Annotated in this window: 21 protein-coding genes; 16 read left to right on the forward strand and 5 right to left on the reverse strand. The window is 27.7% G+C overall.

Annotated elements, in window-relative coordinates; all coding sequences use genetic code 11:
• Positions 1-129: 129 nt before the first annotated feature.
• The 16 genes from ABLL_RS00525 (at position 130) to ABLL_RS00600 (ending at position 15,473) form a co-directional block, all read left to right on the forward strand.
• A complete protein-coding gene (locus ABLL_RS00525; RefSeq protein WP_014472820.1) occupies positions 130-1,284 on the forward strand; it encodes an NAD(P)/FAD-dependent oxidoreductase in 1,155 nt (384 codons plus the stop codon).
• A 73-nt stretch (positions 1,285-1,357) separates the two neighbouring features.
• Positions 1,358-1,792 carry a MaoC family dehydratase gene (locus ABLL_RS00530; protein WP_014472821.1) on the forward strand — a complete coding sequence of 145 codons (435 nt, stop codon included), beginning with the start codon at positions 1,358-1,360 and terminating at the stop codon, positions 1,790-1,792.
• A gap of 215 nt (positions 1,793-2,007) precedes the next feature.
• Complete coding sequence (locus ABLL_RS00535; RefSeq protein ID WP_014472822.1) at positions 2,008-3,408, forward strand: solute carrier family 23 protein; 1,401 nt, start codon at positions 2,008-2,010, stop codon at positions 3,406-3,408.
• Positions 3,409-3,543: 135 nt separating this feature from the next.
• Positions 3,544-4,683, forward strand: a complete 1,140-nt coding sequence (locus ABLL_RS00540; RefSeq protein WP_014472823.1) for an acyl-CoA dehydrogenase family protein — start codon at positions 3,544-3,546, stop codon at positions 4,681-4,683.
• Between the two features lie 73 nt (positions 4,684-4,756).
• Positions 4,757-6,766 (forward strand): heterodisulfide reductase-related iron-sulfur binding cluster, encoded by a 2,010-nt coding sequence (locus ABLL_RS00545; protein ID WP_014472824.1) that lies wholly within the window; start codon positions 4,757-4,759, stop codon positions 6,764-6,766.
• 12 nt (positions 6,767-6,778) lie between these two features.
• Positions 6,779-7,546 (forward strand): electron transfer flavoprotein subunit beta/FixA family protein, encoded by a 768-nt coding sequence (locus ABLL_RS00550; RefSeq protein ID WP_014472825.1) that lies wholly within the window; start codon positions 6,779-6,781, stop codon positions 7,544-7,546.
• Positions 7,547-7,560: 14 nt separating this feature from the next.
• Positions 7,561-8,469 (forward strand): electron transfer flavoprotein subunit alpha/FixB family protein, encoded by a 909-nt coding sequence (locus tag ABLL_RS00555; RefSeq protein ID WP_014472826.1) that lies wholly within the window; start codon positions 7,561-7,563, stop codon positions 8,467-8,469.
• A gap of 23 nt (positions 8,470-8,492) precedes the next feature.
• Positions 8,493-9,143: a thiopurine S-methyltransferase gene (gene tmpT / locus ABLL_RS00560; RefSeq protein WP_014472827.1), complete on the forward strand. Its 651-nt coding sequence runs from the start codon at positions 8,493-8,495 to the stop codon at positions 9,141-9,143.
• 11 nt (positions 9,144-9,154) lie between these two features.
• Positions 9,155-10,030 carry a 3-hydroxybutyryl-CoA dehydrogenase gene (locus ABLL_RS00565; protein ID WP_014472828.1) on the forward strand — a complete coding sequence of 292 codons (876 nt, stop codon included), beginning with the start codon at positions 9,155-9,157 and terminating at the stop codon, positions 10,028-10,030.
• A gap of 71 nt (positions 10,031-10,101) precedes the next feature.
• Entirely contained in the window at positions 10,102-10,530 is a 429-nt protein-coding gene (locus tag ABLL_RS00570) for a hotdog fold thioesterase (protein WP_014472829.1), read from the forward strand.
• A 5-nt stretch (positions 10,531-10,535) separates the two neighbouring features.
• The gene (locus tag ABLL_RS00575) at positions 10,536-10,910 is read left to right on the forward strand and encodes a YbgC/FadM family acyl-CoA thioesterase (protein ID WP_014472830.1); all 375 of its coding nucleotides are present in this window, start codon (positions 10,536-10,538) and stop codon (positions 10,908-10,910) included.
• Between the two features lie 238 nt (positions 10,911-11,148).
• Positions 11,149-11,796 carry a CoA transferase subunit A gene (locus tag ABLL_RS00580; RefSeq protein WP_014472831.1) on the forward strand — a complete coding sequence of 216 codons (648 nt, stop codon included), beginning with the start codon at positions 11,149-11,151 and terminating at the stop codon, positions 11,794-11,796.
• Position 11,797: 1 nt separating this feature from the next.
• On the forward strand, positions 11,798-12,430 hold the full coding sequence (locus tag ABLL_RS00585) for a 3-oxoacid CoA-transferase subunit B (protein WP_014472832.1): 633 nt from the start codon (positions 11,798-11,800) through the stop codon (positions 12,428-12,430).
• 23 nt (positions 12,431-12,453) lie between these two features.
• Positions 12,454-13,647, forward strand: coding sequence for a thiolase family protein (locus ABLL_RS00590; RefSeq protein ID WP_014472833.1), 1,194 nt, complete (start codon positions 12,454-12,456; stop codon positions 13,645-13,647).
• Positions 13,648-13,708: 61 nt separating this feature from the next.
• Entirely contained in the window at positions 13,709-14,848 is a 1,140-nt protein-coding gene (locus tag ABLL_RS00595; RefSeq protein WP_050989838.1) for a PAS domain-containing sensor histidine kinase, read from the forward strand.
• On the forward strand, positions 14,823-15,473 hold the full coding sequence (locus ABLL_RS00600) for a response regulator transcription factor (protein ID WP_014472835.1): 651 nt from the start codon (positions 14,823-14,825) through the stop codon (positions 15,471-15,473). The genes ABLL_RS00595 and ABLL_RS00600 overlap by 26 nt, the downstream gene beginning before the upstream one ends.
• A 2-nt stretch (positions 15,474-15,475) precedes the next feature.
• On the opposite strand, the gene ABLL_RS00605 is transcribed toward ABLL_RS00600, so the two are convergent.
• The 5 genes from ABLL_RS00605 to ABLL_RS00625 are packed head-to-tail and all read right to left on the reverse strand — an operon-like array spanning position 15,476 to position 21,047.
• Entirely contained in the window at positions 15,476-16,120 is a 645-nt protein-coding gene (locus ABLL_RS00605; RefSeq protein ID WP_014472836.1) for a response regulator transcription factor, read from the reverse strand.
• 2 nt (positions 16,121-16,122) lie between these two features.
• Positions 16,123-18,318 carry a sensor histidine kinase gene (locus ABLL_RS00610; protein WP_228712388.1) on the reverse strand — a complete coding sequence of 732 codons (2,196 nt, stop codon included), beginning with the start codon at positions 18,316-18,318 and terminating at the stop codon, positions 16,123-16,125.
• Positions 18,319-18,341: 23 nt separating this feature from the next.
• Positions 18,342-18,929: an LUD domain-containing protein gene (locus tag ABLL_RS00615; protein WP_014472838.1), complete on the reverse strand. Its 588-nt coding sequence runs from the start codon at positions 18,927-18,929 to the stop codon at positions 18,342-18,344.
• Positions 18,922-20,301, reverse strand: a complete 1,380-nt coding sequence (locus ABLL_RS00620; protein ID WP_014472839.1) for a lactate utilization protein B — start codon at positions 20,299-20,301, stop codon at positions 18,922-18,924. Before ABLL_RS00620 ends, ABLL_RS00615 begins: the two co-directional genes overlap by 8 nt.
• Positions 20,298-21,047, reverse strand: coding sequence for a (Fe-S)-binding protein (locus ABLL_RS00625; protein WP_014472840.1), 750 nt, complete (start codon positions 21,045-21,047; stop codon positions 20,298-20,300). The genes ABLL_RS00620 and ABLL_RS00625 overlap by 4 nt, the downstream gene beginning before the upstream one ends.

A 21,047-nucleotide genomic window follows, 5' to 3' on the forward strand; every position in this document is an offset into this window, starting at 1 on the left:
TTCTAACTGCTAGAAATGAAAATGATATGATATTTTTACTTTAAAAAGAAATTTTATTTAACTAAAGCTTGACATATTTTTATCATTATTTTTAATTAATATTCAGAAATTATATAATTAAGGCTTAAAATGAAAAGAGTGATTATTATTGGAGCTAGTTATGCGGGGCTTTATGCAGTTAAAAAATTTTCAAAGTATAAAAATGTAGAGGTTTTATTATTTGATAAAAATGATTATCACTATATACAAGTTGAATCTTATGGTTTTGTGTCAACTACTTATGATATTTCAGATGTTACTATAGATATAAACAAATATATAAATAGTTTAAATACAAATATAAAATTTCATAAAGAAAAAGTTGAATTTTTTGATTCAGATTTAAAAGAAATTGTTACGTCTAATAATATGAAATATTCTTATGATTATTTGATAATTGCAACAGGAGCTCTTACAAATTTTCCTATTCAGGTTCCAAATATACAAAAATATTCAGTTGGTATCAAAACTCTTCAAAGTGCTAGTAAAGTAGTTGAAACATTTAATTCTTTAATAAATAAAAAAGTTTATCTTAATAATGAGCCCAATGAATTTAATATAGTAATTGGAGGAGCTGGTCTTTCTGGGGTAGAAATAGCAGCCCAAATGGCAGCTTTGATAAAAGATAAGTTTTCAAATTTTATAAATAATAATTTTAAGATAAATATTATAATTGTAGATGGTATGAAAACAGTTTTGCCAAATATGGATGAACGATTAGTTGAAGCTTGTAACAAAAGATTAGAAGAATTAGATATAAAAATATATTTAGGTTCCTTTATAAAAGATGTAGATGAAAATAAAATTTATTTAACGAATGAAACAATAGTTGAATATGATTATTTTATTTTTACAGGTGGAATCAAAGCTGTAAATATTAAATCTAATAAAGATTATGAAATAAATAAATTAAATCAATATGTTGTAAATAAAAATTTACAATTAAAAGATGAAAATGATATTTTTGTTATAGGAGATGCTGCTCAAATAATGTCAGATGATAAATATTTAGCTCCAACTGCTCAACTTGCTATACAATCAGGAGAATATGTATCTACGTATATTCATAATGAATTATCATATAAATATACAGATGAATTTTCTGCAAAATTAAATGGTGTTTTAATCTCATTAGGTGGAAATTATGCAATTGGACTTATTTATAATAAATATTTTGTTGATGGTTATTTTGCACATCTAATAAAGAAATTTGTTACATATAGTCATAAAATTAAATTTATTTAATTTTTCATATGTTGCCATAAAATTGTCATTTTATAAAAATATACTAATTTAATTTTAAAAGCAGGAGAAAAATATGTCTAATAAACTTATAGTTGATGGTATAGCAATTGAAAATATTATTGAAGGAATGGAAGCTAGTTATTCTCAAACAATAACTGATGCTGATGTTAAAACTTTTGCTGGAATGTCAGGTGATCATAATCCTGTTCATGTAAATGATGAATATGCAGCAAATTCAAGATGGGAAAGAAGAATCGCACATGGAATGATTTCAGCATCATTCTTTTCTGGTTTATTTGGAACAAAGTTACCTGGAATTGGTTGTGTTTGGGTTTCTCAAACATTAAAATTCTTAAAACCAGTATATATTGGTGATACTGTTACTGCAAAAGTTATTGTTAGAGAAATCAATTTAGAAAGAAGAAGAGTTTTTTTACGAACAGTATGTAGCGTAAAAGGTGAAATAGTGATAGATGGAGAAGGTGAAGTATTTGTTCCTAAAGTATAATTTTTCTTTTTTAGTATAGCTATAAGATATTTATTTTATAGCTATACTAAGCCCACAAAAACAGATTTCCTAAACAATATTATTCCTTTTAAATTTCCACTTATTTAATAATCCAATATCATTAAATTGTCATGTTTTATAAATATACTTTTTTAAATTAATAAGGAGAGATTAAGACAATTATTAATTTAAAATCAAGTTATAAAGAGGTATCCATGCAATTTAACAAGAGAAACCAAGGTGAAGAACAACCTTTTTGGCCATTAGGTCCTTTTAAAGTAAGATTTCCATTTATTCACTATCGTTGGGAATTACCTGAAATGATTCAGGGATTTTTTATGTTTGTTGTTGGTTTAGCAATGATTCCATTGTTAGAAACTTATTTAGGAATGCCATATGAAGCTGCATTAGCATTTACATTTGTAGCAGGAATTTGTTACCTTTTACCTGCATTATTGGGTGTTCCTTTAGTTCCAGGCTGGATTACTCCTGCAATTCCTGTAGTTTTACTTTACTTAAAAGGATTTGAACCAGGTCCAGAAGCAATCAAGGCTATGTTTGTTTTACAAATTGAGGTGACAATTATATTCTTATTTTTAGGAGTAACAAGGTTAGGATCAAAGTTAGTTGAAGTTATCCCTAATTCTCTTAAATCAGGAGTTATTATAGGAGCTGGAATAGCTGCACTTATGGGTGAGTTGAAATTTGGTGGTAGAGTTGATACGACACCTATTTCTATTATAATTGGTTCTTTAGTTTCTGCTTATGTGTTATTTTCATTATCATTTAAAAATGTAATTCAAAATAATAAGTTTGCAAAACAAATAGCAAATTTTGGTTTAGTGTCAGGAATGATTATAGCAATAATAATAGGTTGGGTAGTTGGAGAATATCCCTTACCTGATATTAAAATGGGAATAACTCAACCTGATTTCCAATTAATGTGGAATTATTTAATATTTTCTACAGGTTTACCTTCTTGGGATGTATTTTTATTAGCAATACCAACTGCACTTATTGCTTATGTTATCGCTTTTGGAGATATTATTGTTGGCTTTACCTTAGTAAAAAGAGTTGACCATATTAGAACAGATGAAAAAATAGAAGAAAATGTTGATAGAGTTCATTTGATTACAGCAATACGAAATGGATTACACTCTTTTTTCGCTCCTTGGCCTGGACTTGCTGGTCCATTATGGACAGCTGCTCATGCTACTTTGGCAGAAAGATATGCAATGGGGCGAAAATCAATGGATTCTATTTATAGTGGAGGAGGAACTTTTTGGCTTAGCGGAATGATAGCATTATTTATGTTGCCACTTGTGACATTTTTCAAACCAGTATTACCAATTGCACTTTCACTTACATTAATTTTAACAGCATATATTTGTATTCTTGTAGGAATGGAACAACTAAAAAATTCAACAGAAAGAGGTGTCTCTGGAATTGTTGCAATTACTTTATCTATGCCAGATCCTAAATCTACAATTTATGCAATTGTAATTGGTTTAGTACTATATTTTTTATTGGAAAGACCAAAATTATTAGGTAAACATCAAGAAAGTAGCGTTCTTTTAGGAGAAGATACAGAAAATTCTTTATCTAATAAATCATAATTATTTTTTACTTTTTAATATAATCAGCCTTATTTTAAGGGCTGATTATTTCTTATTTCTTCTTAATCAATATCATTAAAATGTCATTTTTTCTAAATATACTGCCTTATATTAAACAAATCAAGGAGAATAATTATGAATTTTGAATTAAGTGAAGATCACAAAGTTTTGATAGATAGCATTAAAGATTTTGTTGATAATGAAATAAAACCTATTGCTTTAGAAATCGATGAAAAACATGAAATCCCACAATCTTTAATTTCTCAAATGAGTGAACTTGGATTTTTAGGTACTTATATACCTGAAGAGTATGGTGGTGCTGGTATGGATTATTTCTCTTATATTTTAACAGTGGAAGAAGTGTCAAAAGCTTGCGCTTCTTCTGCAGTTTTAATTGCCGCACATACTTCTTTATGTTGTGGACCAATTTTATCTTATGGGACAGAAGAACAAAAAAAGAAATTTCTTCCAGCTCTTGCAAGTGGTGAAAAAATCGGATGTTTTTTACAAACTGAACCAAATGCAGGAAGCGATGTTGCAAATATTGAAACTAAATATGTTGAAGAAGAAGATTGTTATGTAATTACAGGTTCTAAAATATTTATTACAAATGGTGCTTATAAAGGTACAGGTATTGTGATTGCTACAAAAGATAAATCATTAGGACATAAAGGATTATCAGCATTTATTGTTGATTTATCAACTCCTGGGGTTGAAGTTATGAAAAATGAAGTAAAAATGGGTATTAGAGGAAGTTATACAACAGCTTTTGGATTAGATGGAGTTAGAGTCCCTAAAGAGAATTTATTATCAAAAGAAGGTGATGGATTTAAAATAGCAATGGAAACTCTAAATGCTGGAAGAATCAGTATTGGGGCACAAGCTTTAGGTATTGCAGAAGGTGCATTTGAAAGATCAGTTGATTATACTCAAGAAAGAAAACAATTTGGTAAACCGCTTTCTGCTTTCCAAGCAGTATCGATGAAATTAGCAGATATGAAAGTTAGAATTGAACAAAGTAAAATGATGATTTATAAAGCTGTTTGGTTAAAAGAAAATAATAAACCATACATTATGGAATCAGCAATGGCAAAACTTTCAGCTTCTGAAACGGCTACTTTTGTAACAAAAGATGCTATTCAAGTTCATGGTGGATATGGATTTATTTGTGAATATGAAGTGGAAAGAATGTATAGAGATGCAAAAATTACAGAGATTTATGAAGGTACTAGTGAAATTCAAAGAGTTATCATAGGTAAGATGTTGATTAAATAAATCTTTTTAGGAGTAAAAATATTTTACTCCTAGATTATTTGAGATTTGATTTTAGATTTATGTGGAGAGTATTATGGAAATATCTAGAGAAATATATTGGAATGTTGGAAATAGTTTAACAACAATCGCACTTATGTACTTCTTTACTTTTTTAGCTATGGGATATGTTGTATATCTTTTTTACAAAAGATATAAAGTATACCAATTAGGGAAACCTTTAAATAGAACAGATAATCTTGCTGAAAGAATTAAATATATGCTAACTAATATGGCAGGACAGATTAAAGTTAGAAGAAGAAGTCGTCCTGGTATTGCACATAGTATATTCTTTTGGTCATTTACTATTTTGTTTATTGGGACATTTTTAGTTTTTGTTCAAGCTGATATTACAGATTTATTTTTTGATTATGTATTTTTAAAAGGAGACTTTTATAAAGTATATTCATTTTCTTTAGATATTGCAGGTTTAGTTGGAATTATTATGTTAGGTGGTTTATTTATAAGAAGATTTGTATTTAAACCTAAAAGTTTAGTAACTTCAAAAGAAGATACTATTATTCATATTCTTTTATTTGCAATTCTTATTACAGGATTTTTAATTGAAGGTGTAAGAATGGCCGCAACTGAATTAAAAACTAATCCTGAATGGATGATTTTTTCACCAGTTGGTATGGTTATCGCAAATATGCTCTCAGATGTTAGTGATGGAGTTCTTCTTCTTTCTCATAAAATAATTTGGTGGGTACACTTATTTATAGTTTTAGCTTTTTTTATTGTAATACCAGTTACAAAATTAAGACATATGTTTACAATAACAGCTAATTATGTATTTAAAGATAATGGACCTACAGGAAAACTTGTAACTTTGAATATGGAAGATGAAAATATAGAAAGTTTTGGTGTCTCAAAAGTAACAGATTTTACATGGAAAGATATATTTGATGCAGATGCGTGTATTAATTGTAGTCGTTGTCAAGATATTTGCCCTGCAAATGCAACAGGGAAACCATTATCTCCAATGAATGTAATAAACAGAATTGGAAATGCTGCATTTAATGACCCAAGTATAAATTTAATTGATGATATTGGACGAGACTCTATTTGGTCTTGTACAACTTGTAGAGCTTGTGAAGATATTTGTCCTGCTAATAATGAACATGTAAATAAAATCATTGATTTTAGAAGAAATCTTGTTCTTATGGAAGGTGAGTTTGCAGGTGATGAGGTTATGCAAGCTATGGATAATGTTGAAGTAAATGGTAACCCAATGGGATTAGCAATGGCTTCACGAGGAGACTGGGCAATAGGACTTGATGTAGTTATCATGAGTGATACTTATGAAATAGTTAAAAATCCTGTTGATGTTCTTTATTATGTTGGATGTTATGCTTCTTTTGATGCAAGAAATCAAAAAATTGCAAAGAATTTTGTTGAAATATGTAATGCCTCAGGAATCAAAGTTGGTATTTTAGGAAAAGAAGAGAAATGTTGTGGAGAGCCTATTCGTAAGATGGGTAATGAATATTTATATCAAGAATTAGCAAGAGAAAATATTGAAAATTTAGGAAAATATAATGTTCTTAAAATTGTAACAACATGTCCTCACTGTTTTAATACACTAAACAAAGATTATAGGGATTTAGGTTTTGAAACACAAGTTGAACACTATACTGTTTTCCTTGATAGATTAGAAAAAGAGAATCGAATTCCTATGAAAGAAGAAGCATTTGATTGTACATATCATGACTCTTGTTATTTAGTAAGACACAATGATATAGATGACCAACCAAGATCTCTTTTAAATGCAGCTGGTGCAAATATTATAGAAATGGATAAGAGTAGAAAAAATACTTCTTGTTGTGGTGCAGGAGGAGGAAGAATCCTTGCAGAAGAACATCTTGGAACTAAGATAAATATTGCAAGGGTTAATATGGCTCAAGAGACAGGAGCCCCTACTTTGATTTCAAATTGTCCATTCTGTCTTACAATGTTTGAAGATGGAATAAAAATGGCTGATTGTGAAGATAGCTTAGTAGTAAAAGATTTATCAGAAATAATTGTTGAAAGACTTAAAAAATCGTAAAAGGATAAAAATATGAAAGTACTTGTATGTATTAAACAAGTTCCAGATATGGAATCAAAATTTAAAATAAATGCTAATGCAAATTGGTTTGATGAAAATGATTTAGCATATCGTATAAATGAGTACGATGAGTATGCAATTGAACAAGCAGTTCAGTTAAAAGAGCAGTTAAATAATGTAGATATTACAGTTTTAAGTGTTGGACCAGCAAGAGTAAAAGAGGCTTTAAAAAAAGCATTAGCAATGGGTTGTGATGATGCAGTTCATATTGAAGATGAGCAATCATCTTTAAAAGAGCCTTTCCAAATTGCAAATTTGATAGCTGACTTTGCTAAAGATAAAGGTTTTGATATTGTATTTACAGGTATGCAGTCTCAAGATAGAGGTTCTGGACAAGTGGGAATTATCCTTTCTGAATTATTAAATATGTCTTGTGTTTCAACAATTGCAGATTTTGAGTATAAAGATGGAATTACTGTTAAAAGAGAACTTGAAGGTGGATTGAAATCTGTAATTAAAGTTGCAACACCAGTTGTTTTAACTTGTCAATTAGGATTAAACACTCCAAGATACCCTACTTTGCCAAATATTATGAAAGCTAAGAAAAAAGAGTTAGTTACGATTCCATCTACTGAGCTTTTTTCAGTTGATAGTTCTTATGAAACAGTTAATTTTTACCACCCACAAAAAAGTGGAGGAAGCCTTATTTTAGAAGGTGATGTATCAGAACTTGTTGATAAATTAATCGGAATATTAAAAGAAAAGACATCAGTTCTTTAAGAAAGGAAGTAATTATGAAATTATTATTAGTTGGTGAATATCAAGAAAAGAAGTTATTAAATGTAACTTATGATTTAGTTGGATTTGCAAATAAATTAGGAGCTGAAAAAGTAATGGTTGCCTCAGGTTATGAATCTGATTTACCAAAATTTGATGGAAAACTATATTTGGCAAATGCAAATGATGTTGGAGAATATAATCCAAACGTACATAAACAAATGATTTTGGATGTGGTTGAAAAAGAGAATCCAGATGTAATTGTATTTATTCACTCTTCTTTTGGTTGGGATTTAGCTCCAAGAGTTGCAACTGCTTTAAAAGCTGCACAATTTACAGAAGTAATTGATTTTAAAGATAACTCTTTTATTGTTCCTTCTTGTAACTCAAAATTAAGAAGAGAATTAAAAGCAAAAACTAATAAAACTGTAATAACTATCCAAGCAGGTGCATTTTCACCTTTAGAAGAACCAAACGGTTCTGTAAGTGTTGAGAATATTACTCCTAATGGAGCTTCAAATATAGAATTTGTAAGTTATGAAGCAGCAGAAGCAAAAGGTTTAGATCTAACAAAGGCGGATATTATCGTTACAGCTGGTAGAGGTATTGGGAAAAAAGATAATATTCCTATTATTCAAGCACTAGCTACAAAACTAGGTGGAGAATTAGGTGCTAGTCGTCCAGTTGCTGATAATGAGTGGGTTGACCATAGTCATCAAGTTGGAACTACTGGGCAAACAGTATCTCCAAAATTATATATAGCTTGTGGAGTTTCAGGGGCAATTCAACATCTTGCAGGTATGAAAAAATCTGAATTTATAGTTGCTATAAATACAGATAAAGATGCCCCAATTGGTGAAATAGCTGATGTTTTAATAGTTGCAGATGTACTTCAATTTGTACCTGCATTAACAAATAAATTATAAAAAGTTTAATAAAGGTTGATACTTTGGATAAAGATTTTTGGAATGAAAGATGGGAAAAAGAGGAAATAGCTTTTCATATGAATGAAGTTAATCCAATGCTTATAAAGTATTTTCCTGAATTATTTTTAGAAAAACGAAAAAGAATCTTTATTCCTCTATGTGGAAAAACATTAGATATTGAATGGTTATTAGCAAAGAATTATAGAATAGTTGGTGTTGAATTAAATGAATTAGCTATAAAAAGTTTATTTAATCAATTAAAAATTGAACCAATGATTTTAGAAATAGATAATTTCATAATTTATAAACACAAAAATATAGATATATTTGTAGGTGATTTTTTTAATCTATCTGAAACTATTCTTGGAAAGATTGATTTAATTTATGATAGAGCAGCACTTGTTGCTCTACCTGAAAATATGAGAAAAAAATATTCAGCACATTTATTAAATATTACAAGTGGAGCTTCTCAACTACTTTTAACTTATGAATATGATTTAAATATGATGAAAGGACCACCTTTTTGTGTTGATAGTATGGAAATAAGAAATTACTATATAGATAAATATTCGTTGATTTTACTTGAAGAAAATGAGAATCTTCCAAGTGGTTTAAAAAGAAAATCAAATGGAATCGAAAAAGTATGGTTATTAAAAAATGATAAAAAAGTTTAAAAGGAGAGATAATGAAAATTAAAGAAGTAGGAATTATAGGTTCAGGTCAAATGGGAAATGGTATTGCTCATGTAAGTGCTTTAGCTGGATACAAAGTTGTTTTAATAGATATTGCCGAAACAGCGTTAACAAAAGCTCTTGAAACTATAGAAAAAAATCTAAAAAGACAAGTTCAAAGAGAAAAAATTTCTCAAGAAGAGATGGATAAAGCATTGGGGAATATTTCTACAAATATTGATTCTAAAGCACTTAAAAATGCAGATTTAATTATCGAAGCAGCAACTGAAAATTTTGATTTAAAAGTTAAAATATTCAAAGATATTTTAGAACATATTAAAAAAGATTGTCTTTTATCAACAAATACTTCAAGTCTTTCTATTACTAAATTAGCTGCTGTTACAGACAGACCTGATAAATTTATTGGATTACATTTTATGAATCCAGTTCCTGTGATGAAATTAGTAGAAATTATCCCAGGAATTGCAACAAGTGATGAAATGCTTGAAACAACAAAACAATTTGCCTTATCTTTAGGTAAAACTATTGCTACAGCAGAAGATTTTCCTGCGTTTATAGCAAATCGTATCTTATTACCAATGATAAATGAAGCAGTTTATGCTTTATATGAAGGTGTAGGGGATATTAAATCAATAGATACTTCTATGAAACTTGGAATGGGACATCCAATGGGACCATTAGAATTAGCAGATTTTGTTGGACTTGATACTTGTCTTGCAATTTTAAATGTTTTATATGAAGGATTTGGTAATCCAAAATATAGTCCTTGCCCATTATTAGTTAAATATGTAGAAGCTGGATGGTATGGAGTAAAATCTGGAAAAGGTTTTTATGATTATTCAGGGGATAAACCTGTTCCTACTAGATAGATATATTAAATTATTTTAACTTATTATTAAAATTATTTATATAATGAATTTGATTTTTTAGGAGAATTATTATGAGTATCTGGAATAAAAAAATATCATTAGAAAAACTTAATGAAATGTGTTCAAACACCGCAATTGAAAGTTTAGGTATAAGAATTACTAAAATAGGAAGTGATTTTTTAGAAGGTGAAATGCCTATTGATTCAAGAACACATCAAATTCACGGTATTTTGCATGGAGGTTCCTCTGTGCTTTTTGCTGAAACTTTGGGAAGTATGGCGGGTGTAATGGCTTCACAAGTAGGTTTTACTGTTGTTGGTTTAGATATTAATGCAAATCATCTAAGAGGAGTTAGTAGTGGAGAGGTTATTGGTATAACAACTCCAATACATATTGGAAGAACTACACAAGTTTGGGATATTAAAATCTCACATAAAGAAACAAAAAAAATTGTTTGTGTTTCACGTTTAACAGTAGCTGTTATACAAGAAAAAGAGTGATTTTTATGAAAGTGAGAATTTATTACGAAGATACTGATGCAGCAGGAATAGTGTATCATGCAAATTTCATTAAATATTGTGAAAGAGCTAGGTCTGAGATATTTTTTCGACAAGGATTTAGTTCTCATGATAAAGAAAATAATGAGCATTTTGTTATTAGAAATATTATATGTGATTTCCTTCAAACAGCTTTTTTAGGTGATTTACTTGATATTAAAACAGAAATATTAAAAAGAAAAAATAGTTCTATTATTTTAAAACATGATATTTTAAGAGATAAAGAACTTATTTGCTCATTAGAAGTAGTATTAGTATATGTTAAAAATTACAAAGCTATAACTATACCAGATAGAATTTTTAAAATTTTAGAAAACAAATAATATTAATATTCTATACAAATCTTAAAGGAGTAATCATAGAAATTCTATAATTACTCTTCTCTTTTTTTATTAATTATCTCAAACTTTTAACTACTTTTTCTATTTTCTACAACAATTATTTTTACTAAATAAATATTTCTAAATTTCTTATTTTTGGAATAAATTTGCCATTTTTTTATCATTATTTATACATATACTTTCAAGGTAAAGTAATTCATTTATAAAAAAGGAGAGAGATATGGGAAAAGTAATAGAAATGTCTGAAATTGGAAAATTCCTAAAAGATGGAATGACTATCTCCATAGGAGGTTTCTTAGGTTGTGGAAATGCTCATAATATTATAGATGAGATATTAAAAACAGATGTAAAAGGTTTGATATTAGTATCATCAGATACTGTAAGAGATGGTCAAGGTATTGGCAAGTTAATCGCAGATAATAGAATATCAAAGCTTATGGCTACTCATATAGGTACAAATAAAGATACTCAAAGACAAGTAAATGAAGGTTTAATTGAATTAGAGTTAATACCTCAAGGAACTCTTGCTGAAAGACTTAGATCAGCAGCTGCTGGGCTTGGAGGCGTTTTGACAAGAACAGGTTTAGGAACTTTAGTCCAAGAAGGTAAAGAAGTAATAAATATTGATGGAAAAGATTATATTTTAGAAAAACCTATACATCTTGATTTAGCAATAGTAAAAGCGCAAAAAGCAGATAAATCAGGTAATTTGATTTATAACGGTGCAACAAGAAATTTTAATGTTCCAATGGCTGGAGCTGCTAAAGTTACGATAGCAGAAGTTGAAGAAATTGTTGAAAATGGTGAACTTAATCCTAATTTCATCCATACTCCATTTGTATATATAAATCATATTGTAAAGGCATAAAATGGAAGCAAAAGATATTATTGCTCAAAGAGTAGCAAAAGAGTTTAAAGATGGAGATTTTATAAATCTAGGTATAGGACTTCCTACAAAAGTTGCTAATTATATACCCGAAGATGTAAATATTGTGCTTCATTCAGAAAATGGATTTGCAGGTCTTTGGGATAAAGCAGATGAAACCAATATAGATAAAGATCAAATTGATGCTGGTGGTACAAATGTTAAATTAAGAGAAGGCGGAGTTTTCTTTGATTCATGTACTTCTTTTGAAATTATTAGAGGTGGGCATATAGATATTTCAGTTTTGGGAGCATTAGAAGTTGATCAAGAAGGAAGTCTTGCTAGTTGGAATATTCCAGGAAAATTTGTACCAGGAATGGGCGGTTCTATGGATTTAGTAAATGGAGTTAAAAAAGTAATTGTTTCAATGCTTCATACAGATAAAGGAATGCCTAAAATATTAGATAAATGTACTCTTCCTTTAACTGGAAAAAATGTAATAAAAATGATTATTACAGAAATGGGTGTTTTTGAATTTATAGATGGAAAATTACATCTTGTAGAATTGATGGGTGATACAACATTGAAACAAATAGAAGAGGCTACATTAGCTTCATATGTTGTAGCTTTAAGATAAATTAATAAAAGAGGATAAAGAAATTGAAAGTATATATAGTTGAAGCAAAAAGAAGTGCAATAGGAAGTTTTTTAGGTAGTTTAAAAGATGTGACACCTGGTGATTTAGCAGGACAAGTTATAAAAGATTTAACAAAAAATATTGATAAAAATATTGTTGATGAAGTTATTGTTGGAAATATATTAAGTGCAGGTCATTTACAAGGAATCGGAAGACAAGCAGCTATTTTTGCAGGCTTACCAAAATCAACAGTTGCATATTCTTTAAATATGTTATGTGGATCTGGAATGAAAGCAGTTATGAATGCCATTGCTCAAATAAAATCAGGTGAATGTGATGTTATAGTTGCAGGTGGTGTTGAAAGTATGTCTGGTGCACCATTTTTAGTTTCTTCAAAAGCAAGAACAAGTTTAGGATTAGGTGATGGGAAATTGGTTGATTCTATAAGTGATGCATTAACAGATGCTTTTGAAGGTTATCATATGGGAATAACAGCAGAGAATGTTGCTGAAAAATTTAATATAACTAGACAAATGCAAGATGAATATGCATTAGAATCTCAAAAAAAAGCAATAAAAGCAGATGATGCTGGAAAGTTTAAGGATGAAATAACTCCAATCACTGTAAAAACAAAAAAAGGTGAGATTATTTTTGATAAAGATGAATATATTAATAGAAATACATCTTTAGAGAAACTAGATAATCTAAGAGCTGTTTTTAAAAAAGATGGAACAGTTACAGCAGGTAATGCATCTGGAATAAATGATGGTGCAAGTTTCACACTAATAGCGTCAGAAGATGCAGTAAAAAAATATAATTTAAAACCCTTAGTTGAAATTGTTGATATTGCCCAAGTTGGTATTGAACCTTCTGTTATGGGATTAAGCCCAGCTTATGCTATTGAAAAGTTATTAAATAAAACAGGTGTTGATATAAGCGATATTGATGTAATTGAAATAAATGAAGCATTTGCTGCACAAATTTTAGGTGTATTTGAATTATTAAAAGAAAAAGTAAATTTAACAGATGAAATATTAAATGAAAAAATGAACGTAAATGGAAGTGGAATTGCCTTAGGTCATCCTGTTGGAGCTAGTGCAAATAGAATTATTGTTTCACTAATTTATGAGATGTTAAAACAAAATTCAACTTATGGTTTAGCTTCATTATGTATCGGTGGGGGACTAGGTACGGCTATTTTACTTAAAAAAGTATAATAAATTTATATGAGATTATATTATTATGATATTATATTTATATATACTAATTAGGATATAAATGAGTAAAAAATATTATAGCAAATTAAATAAAAGATTAAATTTTGAGGATGTATTGTTGGATGCATTACCCAATCCTATTTATTATAAAGACATAAAAGGAGATTTTATTAGATGTAATACTAGATTTGCGGATTTAGCTAGTACATCTAAAAAAAAAGTTATTGGTAAATCTGCTTATGAATTTTTTCCAAAGAGTGCTGCTGATAGACACAAACTGATTGATAGACAAATTATGAAAACTCTTGAACCATATGAAGATGAAGTTCATTTTATAAAAAAAGATGGAGAAGTAAGATATTACAATCTTAGTAAAGCTGTATGTTTGGATTATAAAGGAATGGTAGCTGGAATAGTTTGTATTATGACAGATATCACTGAAAGAATAAAAGAGAAAGAACTTTTAATTCAACAAAGTAAATTTGTAGAAATGGGTGAAATGATTGCAGCAATTGCACATCAATGGAATGAACCTTTAGTTGAACTTTCTGCACAAATTCAAAAAATGCAACTTTTTTACTCTTCAAATGTTATAGATAAAGAAAGAGTATCTAATTTTGTAATAGATTCAATGGTACAAATTCAATATATGTCTGAGACTTTGAGTGATTTTAGGAATTTCTTAAAACCATCAGTAGTTAAAGAAGAATTTGGAATTAAAAGAGCTATTAAAGAGATTTTTGAAATAGTTGGAAAACAAATTTTTTACTTTAATATAAAAGTAAATTTTGAGTATGACATAGATAATGAAATTTATCTTTATGGTTATAAAAATGAATTAAAACAAGTTTTATTAAATGTTATAAATAATGCAAAAAATAAAATAATAAGAATCAATGAAAAAGTACCATTTAGTGGAATTATAATAATTAAAATAACTGAAAACAAAAAATACAATATTATTGAAGTAATAGATAACGCAGGTGCAATTGAAGGAAGTATTTTAGATCGACTATTTGATCCTTTTTTTACAACAAAAGAAAATGGTACAGGATTTGGATTGTATATGGCAAAAATTATAGTTGAAGATAAAATGTCTGGAAAAATTGAAGTTAAAAATGATGGTGATAATGTAATATTCTCAATCAAAATCCTAAAAATAAAGAAGCACAAAAATGAAAATATTTTTATTAGAAGATAACAAAACACTTAATGAAGCAATTAAGTTAAAATTTGAATTAAAAGGTTATAAAGTTTATTCTTATATTTGTGGTAAAGAAGCTTATGATAATATCACAAATGGTTTTTCATGTTTTCTTCTTGATATACATGTTCCTAATATTGATGGTATAAAAATACTTAAAAAGATTAGAGAATTTTATGATAATGTTCCAGTTATAATTATCTCATCAACTGTTGAGCTTGATATTATAAAAAAATCATATAGTTTTGGTTGTAATGACTATCTAAAAAAACCTTTTTTTATAGATGAATTAGAAATTAAAGTTGATAAGTTTTGTAATATTCCTAATAATGAAGTTATTTTTAATGATAATTGTTCATTTAATTTTAATGAAAGTTTTATTTCAATTGCTGGTAGTAAAAAAAATCTTACTGAAAAAGAAAATTTACTTGTAAATTTATTTTTATTAAATAAAAATAAATTAGTGAGTTATGAAAGCATACAAAATTATGTTTGGAAAGGTGAATATGCTTCAATAGATGCTATAAGAACACTTATTCGAAGATTGAGAAAAAAAATGGATAATTCAACAATAAAATCATCTTCAAATAGAGGCTATATTATGATGGTTAACTCCTATTAAGATTAAGAACATTTAAATATATAACCAGTATCAACTATTGTTTGGATATATTCATTGTTAAAAATTTTTCTAAGGCGTCTTACTAAACTTCTTATTGATTCAAGTGAAGCAAAATTTCCTTCCCAAACGTAATTTTCTATAGATTCATAAGAAATAACTTGATTTTTTTTAGTTAAAAAAAGATTTATCAAGAGTTTTTCTTTTTTTGTTAATCTTATTTCAACATCATTTATTACAATTAAAGCTGATTTAAAATCAAAATAAGAGTTTTCATCAAAATAGATTTTCTCATTTTGTATCTTACAAAGTTTTTCTATTTTTATCTCTAATTCATCTATAAAAAATGGTTTTTTTAGAAAATCATTACAACCAAAATCGTAAGCTTCTTTTATAACATCAAGTTCAACGCTTGCACTTATTATAATAACAGGAAGTGAACTATAAAATTCTCTAATCTTTTTAAGTATTTTTATACCATCAATATTTGGTACATTTATATCTAAAATAAAACATGAAAATCCTTCAGTTATCTTCTCAAAAGCTTCTTTTCCATCAATAAAAGATAATACATTGTAACCTTTTAATTTCAATCTTTTTGTTATTGTTTCATTTAGTTTTTTATTATCTTCTAAAAGTAAAATCTTCATTTTTAAACCTTTTTATGAGGAAGTTTTATAGTGAAAATTACATTTTCACCATCATTTTTTACGTTTATTGTTCCTCTCATTTTATCTTCAACAATAACCTTTGCCATATAAAGTCCAAGTCCTGTTCCATTTTCTTTTGTTGTGAAATATGGTTCAAATATAGATTTTATGATTTTTTCTTCTATTCTTCCACCATCATCTATAATTTCAATTGTATTATAATTTGTACATCTTTGAATATTTATATCAATTTTTGTTTTTTTATCATTATCTTTATATTTTTCTACAATTTTATTTTTTGCATTATTTATTAAATTTAGTAAGACTTGTTTAAATTCATTTTCATAACCATAGATTAGTAGTTCTTCATTTTCATTTTTGTAATTAAAACTCATTTTTATATTAGAATAAAATATTTGTTTTCCAATAATTTCATTTATTTCATTTAAAGCTTTAGAGATGGAAAATAGTTTTTTCTTTGTTGAAGGTTTTAAAAAATTTCTAAAATCACTTAGTGTTTTTGACATATATTTTATTTGAACCATAGAATCATTTACAAAATCTTTTACATCAACATCTTTTAATTCATTTAATAAATATGAAGTTTGAATATCTTGTACAAGTGCGGATAATTCAACTAATGGTTCATTCCATTGATGAGCAATGGCAGCAATCATATCACCCATTTCTGCTAATTTGCTTTGTTGAATTAAAAACTGTTTTTGTTGAACACGTTCACTTATATCATCCATAATACAAACAATTCCACCTATACTTCCATCTATATTTTTATAAACAGCTTTATTTAAAATAATATGTTTCATCTCATTAGAATTTGTATAAAAAGTAAATTCTGATGTTCCAGTTGAAAAAGTTTTTAATAACTCTTTATCCATTTGTGTATTTGCATATGCGACTTTATATGGAAAAAAATCAAAAGCAGTTTTTCCTATAATTTCATCTCTTGTGCTATTTACTAAAGTTTCAAAACTTGTATTGCATCCTAAAAATTTGCCATCAATATTTTTATAATAAATTGGATTTGGAATAGTATCAAGTAAGACTTTATCAAATTCAAGTCTATTAGAGAGTTCTAATTCTACTTTTTCTCTTCTTTGAATATTCGCTTTTAATATAATTACTATAATACTTAATATTAAAATTGTAAGAATTGATATTATAAAAAATTTATAATGTTCTTTATATATAGAACTTGGTTCATTTATAATTATTGGGTCATTTACAAAATCTGAAATATTTATACTAAATTTTTTTAATTCATTATAATCAAACATATAAAGATTTGGTGATTTTTCTAAAATAGGTATATCTTTTGGTTTTTCCCCATTTAATATTTTTAATGCCATTTTTGAAACTGCTTCACCTTGTGCTACAGCTGATGTTAAAAGACCTCCAACTATTCCATCATTTAGATAAAAATCCCAAAGTCCATAAATTGGTACTTGACTTACTTTTTTTACCTCCTGAAAACTTTGTTTGTAGGTAAAATATTTTCCTGTTGTATCTTTGAACAAAAGTACAAATAAAATTGCACTATTTGTTTTATCCAAATTAGATACTTTTTCTTTTAGATTATTTATTTCAAGATTATCTGTATATTCAATATTGAATTTTTTTGAATATTTTTCAATTATTGGATTTAAATCTCTTTTTACAGCAAAACCAGTTGTTGATTTATCATTTATTATTAGAAGATTTTTTAGATTTGGATGAAGTTTTGAAATAAGTTCTATATTTTTTGCAACATCAACTTCTTCTGCAACTCCTGTCATATAGTTTTTCATATCATTTTCATGAAGTAAAACTTTATCAAAGTTGTTTATTCCACAAAAAACTACAGGAATATTTTTAAAAAGGTATTCATGATATTTAATCATAAAATCAAAAGCATTATTATCACTAACAATAATCAAATCGAACTTTCTATGTTCGAATTGCTGTTTATATAATTTTACTAGATTAGATATATATTCTGGTGTATCAATTCTTTTTGTATCCATATAAACAGTTGTTAATTCAATATCTTTTATTGGTTTGAAGTTTTTTTCTATTGTTTTTGAAATATCATCACTCCAAATATAACCTTTATGATAAGAGTGAATTAGAAGAACCTCTTTGCTAGAAGCAAAGAGATAATTAAAAAAAAGAATGCTAAATAGTAAAATAAACCTCATCATAAATCCCCTATTTAGCTATTATATCAAGATTTCACAAAAATCACATATCCAGATTTTGGACCATGTGCTCCAATAACAAGTGATTGTTCAATATCTGCAGTTTTAGATGGACCTGAAATAAATACACCATAACCTTGGTTTTCAAAAGAGATTTTTTCATATGCTTCATGCATATTGTTTAAAATATCATTTTCATCTATAACAATTACGATATTTTGTGCAATAAAATATAAAGCTCTATGTCTATTTGATGGATTTTTCATCCAAATTGCACCATTTTCTGCAACTGCAAAATTTCCTTTTACAACAGCTAAATCAATATCTTTTAAATCATGTGCATCTTCAAAGCTATTTGCATAAAAATTTCCTAAATTACAAAAATCTACATTAGAAGCTATTTGTTTTTCTTCAGGATATAAATCTTTTATAGTTTGGTCTAAATCTTTTTTATCAATAATTAAAGCTTTTCCACCAACACTTTCAATCATTGTAGAAAATGTTTGAAATTTATCTTCAAATTTTATTCCAAAATTATCATATGAAGGAAGTTTTACATCTTTTACGACATTGTTTTCTCTAATTGCATTTAAAATTTTTTCTTTACTAGTCATCTAATTCTCCTTCTTTAAACATCTCTTTAAAGCTTTTTTCTGGGAATTTTGGTAAATCTCTTTGTTTTCCCCATACATTTGCTTTATTGTAAAGTATGAAATTTGGTAGTTTTGGAACTATTACTCTTGCCATTTTTCCAGCAATTTCAAATAAAGCTGGTTTACTCATAAGCCAAGTGGTTACTTTCATAGCCATTTTCTTTTTACTACCAATTAAATCCATATTTCCTAAATCTTGTCTTAGGCTATAAAGTTGTGAATCTAAATCAATTTTAACTGGACATACATTTGAACAAGAACCACATAATGTACAAGCAAATGGTAAAGAGTTATGAAGTTCTGGATGTCTTGCACTTCCTAAAATAGAACCAATTGGTCCTGGAATTACATACTCATACGAGTGACCACCACTTCTTCTATAAACTGGACAAGTATTCATACAAGCACCACATCTAATACAATTTAAAGCTTTTTTATTTTTTGTTGAACTTAAAAATTGAGTTCTTTTATTATCAACTATAATTATGTGCATTTTTCCACCCTCGACACTTCCATGGAAATGTGAAGTATATGAAGTAATTGGTTGTCCTGTTGCACTACGTGCAAGTAATCTTGTAAATACGCCTAAATCTTCAAGTCTTGGAATAATTTTTTCAATACCCATTGAAGCAATATGAAGTTTAGGAACACTAGCTCCCATATCAGCATTTCCTTCATTTGTACAAACTACAACACCACCAGTGTTTGCAATTGCGAAATTAACTCCTGTTAATCCAGCATCTGCAGTTAAAAAATCTTCTCTAAGCGCGGCTCTTGCAGCTCGTGTAAGATAAGTTGGGTCATAGTTTCCTTTTTGGGTTCCAAGTTTTTCATGAAATGTATCAGAAACATCTGATTTCTTTAAGTGAATTGCTGGAAGAACTATATGTGAAGGTGGTTCATTTCTAAGTTGTACAATTCTTTCACCTAAATCTGTATCAATTACTTCAATTCCTCTACTTTCTAAGTAAGGATTTAAGTGACACTCTTCTGTTAACATAGATTTTGATTTAACAATTTTTTTTACGTTATTTTCACTTAAAATTTTGTGAACGATTTCATTGTGCTCTTGTGCATCACATGCAAAGTGAACAGTAATCCCTTTTTCTGTAGCATTTTTCTCAAATTCTAATAGATATTTATCTAAATTAGCCATTGTATGAGTTTTTATTTGATTTGCATATTCTCTTAATTGTTCCCATTCAGGAATAGATTTACTAGCTTTGTCTCTTTTTTCTCTTACAAACCATAATGCTTGGTCATGCCAATGCATTCTTTCATCATTAGCTACAAACTTTGTTGCATTATCTGAGTGGTTGTGATTTGTACTCATGGTCGAACTCCTGCAAGAATTTCAACTATATGCATAACTTTTATAGGATTTTTATCTCTATTTATTATTCCATCCATATGCATTAAACATGACATATCAGCACCTGTAATAATTGCTGCAGATGAATCTAAGTGATCTTTTATTCTATCTTTTCCCATTGCTACTGAAATTGCTTCTTCTGCAACACTAAATGTCCCACCAAATCCACAACACTCATCTTCTCTTCTTAATGTAACTAATTCAATATCATTTACTTTATTTAATAGGTTTTTTAATTTTGAATTATAAGGAATATTAAGTTCACTTGCAGTTGCAAGTTTTAAAACTCTATGTCCATGACAAGAGTTGTGAACTCCAACTTTATAAGGGAAAGAGTGGTCAAATTTAATATTTTCAAGTTTAATTACATCATGTAAAAATTCACAAACTTCATAAATTGAAGTTTTTACTTTATTAAAATCTTTATCATCATTAAAAAATTCTGCATAATGCTCTTTTACCATTGAAACACATGAACCACTTGGTGCTACAATGTAATCATAATCTTTAAATGTTTTCACAAAATTTATAGCTAAAGTCTTTACATCTTTTGAACAGCCAGAGTTTGCCATAGGTTGTCCACAGCAAGTTTGACTTAGAGGATATTCTATGTTTAATTCCTGATTTTTTAGTAGTTTGTATGTAGCTTTACAAATGTCTGGATACAATTCATTCATAAAACATGGAATAAATAAACCAATTTTCAT

The sequence above is a fragment of the Arcobacter sp. L genome (genome assembly GCF_000284235.1).
Classification (GTDB): domain Bacteria; phylum Campylobacterota; class Campylobacteria; order Campylobacterales; family Arcobacteraceae; genus Aliarcobacter; species Aliarcobacter defluvii.

Coding starts and splice junctions, on each gene's coding strand:
- ABLL_RS00525 (WP_014472820.1), top strand. CDS start 130: ATGAAAAGAGTGATTATTATTGGAGCTAGTTATGCGGGGCTTTATGCA.
- ABLL_RS00530 (WP_014472821.1), top strand. CDS start 1,358: ATGTCTAATAAACTTATAGTTGATGGTATAGCAATTGAAAATATTATT.
- ABLL_RS00535 (WP_014472822.1), top strand. CDS start 2,008: ATGCAATTTAACAAGAGAAACCAAGGTGAAGAACAACCTTTTTGGCCA.
- ABLL_RS00540 (WP_014472823.1), top strand. CDS start 3,544: ATGAATTTTGAATTAAGTGAAGATCACAAAGTTTTGATAGATAGCATT.
- ABLL_RS00545 (WP_014472824.1), top strand. CDS start 4,757: ATGGAAATATCTAGAGAAATATATTGGAATGTTGGAAATAGTTTAACA.
- ABLL_RS00550 (WP_014472825.1), top strand. CDS start 6,779: ATGAAAGTACTTGTATGTATTAAACAAGTTCCAGATATGGAATCAAAA.
- ABLL_RS00555 (WP_014472826.1), top strand. CDS start 7,561: ATGAAATTATTATTAGTTGGTGAATATCAAGAAAAGAAGTTATTAAAT.
- ABLL_RS00565 (WP_014472828.1), top strand. CDS start 9,155: ATGAAAATTAAAGAAGTAGGAATTATAGGTTCAGGTCAAATGGGAAAT.
- ABLL_RS00570 (WP_014472829.1), top strand. CDS start 10,102: ATGAGTATCTGGAATAAAAAAATATCATTAGAAAAACTTAATGAAATG.
- ABLL_RS00575 (WP_014472830.1), top strand. CDS start 10,536: ATGAAAGTGAGAATTTATTACGAAGATACTGATGCAGCAGGAATAGTG.
- ABLL_RS00580 (WP_014472831.1), top strand. CDS start 11,149: ATGGGAAAAGTAATAGAAATGTCTGAAATTGGAAAATTCCTAAAAGAT.
- ABLL_RS00585 (WP_014472832.1), top strand. CDS start 11,798: ATGGAAGCAAAAGATATTATTGCTCAAAGAGTAGCAAAAGAGTTTAAA.
- ABLL_RS00595 (WP_050989838.1), top strand. CDS start 13,709: ATGAGTAAAAAATATTATAGCAAATTAAATAAAAGATTAAATTTTGAG.
- ABLL_RS00600 (WP_014472835.1), top strand. CDS start 14,823: ATGAAAATATTTTTATTAGAAGATAACAAAACACTTAATGAAGCAATT.
- ABLL_RS00605 (WP_014472836.1), bottom strand. CDS start 16,120: ATGAAGATTTTACTTTTAGAAGATAATAAAAAACTAAATGAAACAATA.
- ABLL_RS00610 (WP_228712388.1), bottom strand. CDS start 18,318: ATGATGAGGTTTATTTTACTATTTAGCATTCTTTTTTTTAATTATCTC.
- ABLL_RS00615 (WP_014472838.1), bottom strand. CDS start 18,929: ATGACTAGTAAAGAAAAAATTTTAAATGCAATTAGAGAAAACAATGTC.
- ABLL_RS00620 (WP_014472839.1), bottom strand. CDS start 20,301: ATGAGTACAAATCACAACCACTCAGATAATGCAACAAAGTTTGTAGCT.
- ABLL_RS00625 (WP_014472840.1), bottom strand. CDS start 21,047: ATGAAAATTGGTTTATTTATTCCATGTTTTATGAATGAATTGTATCCA.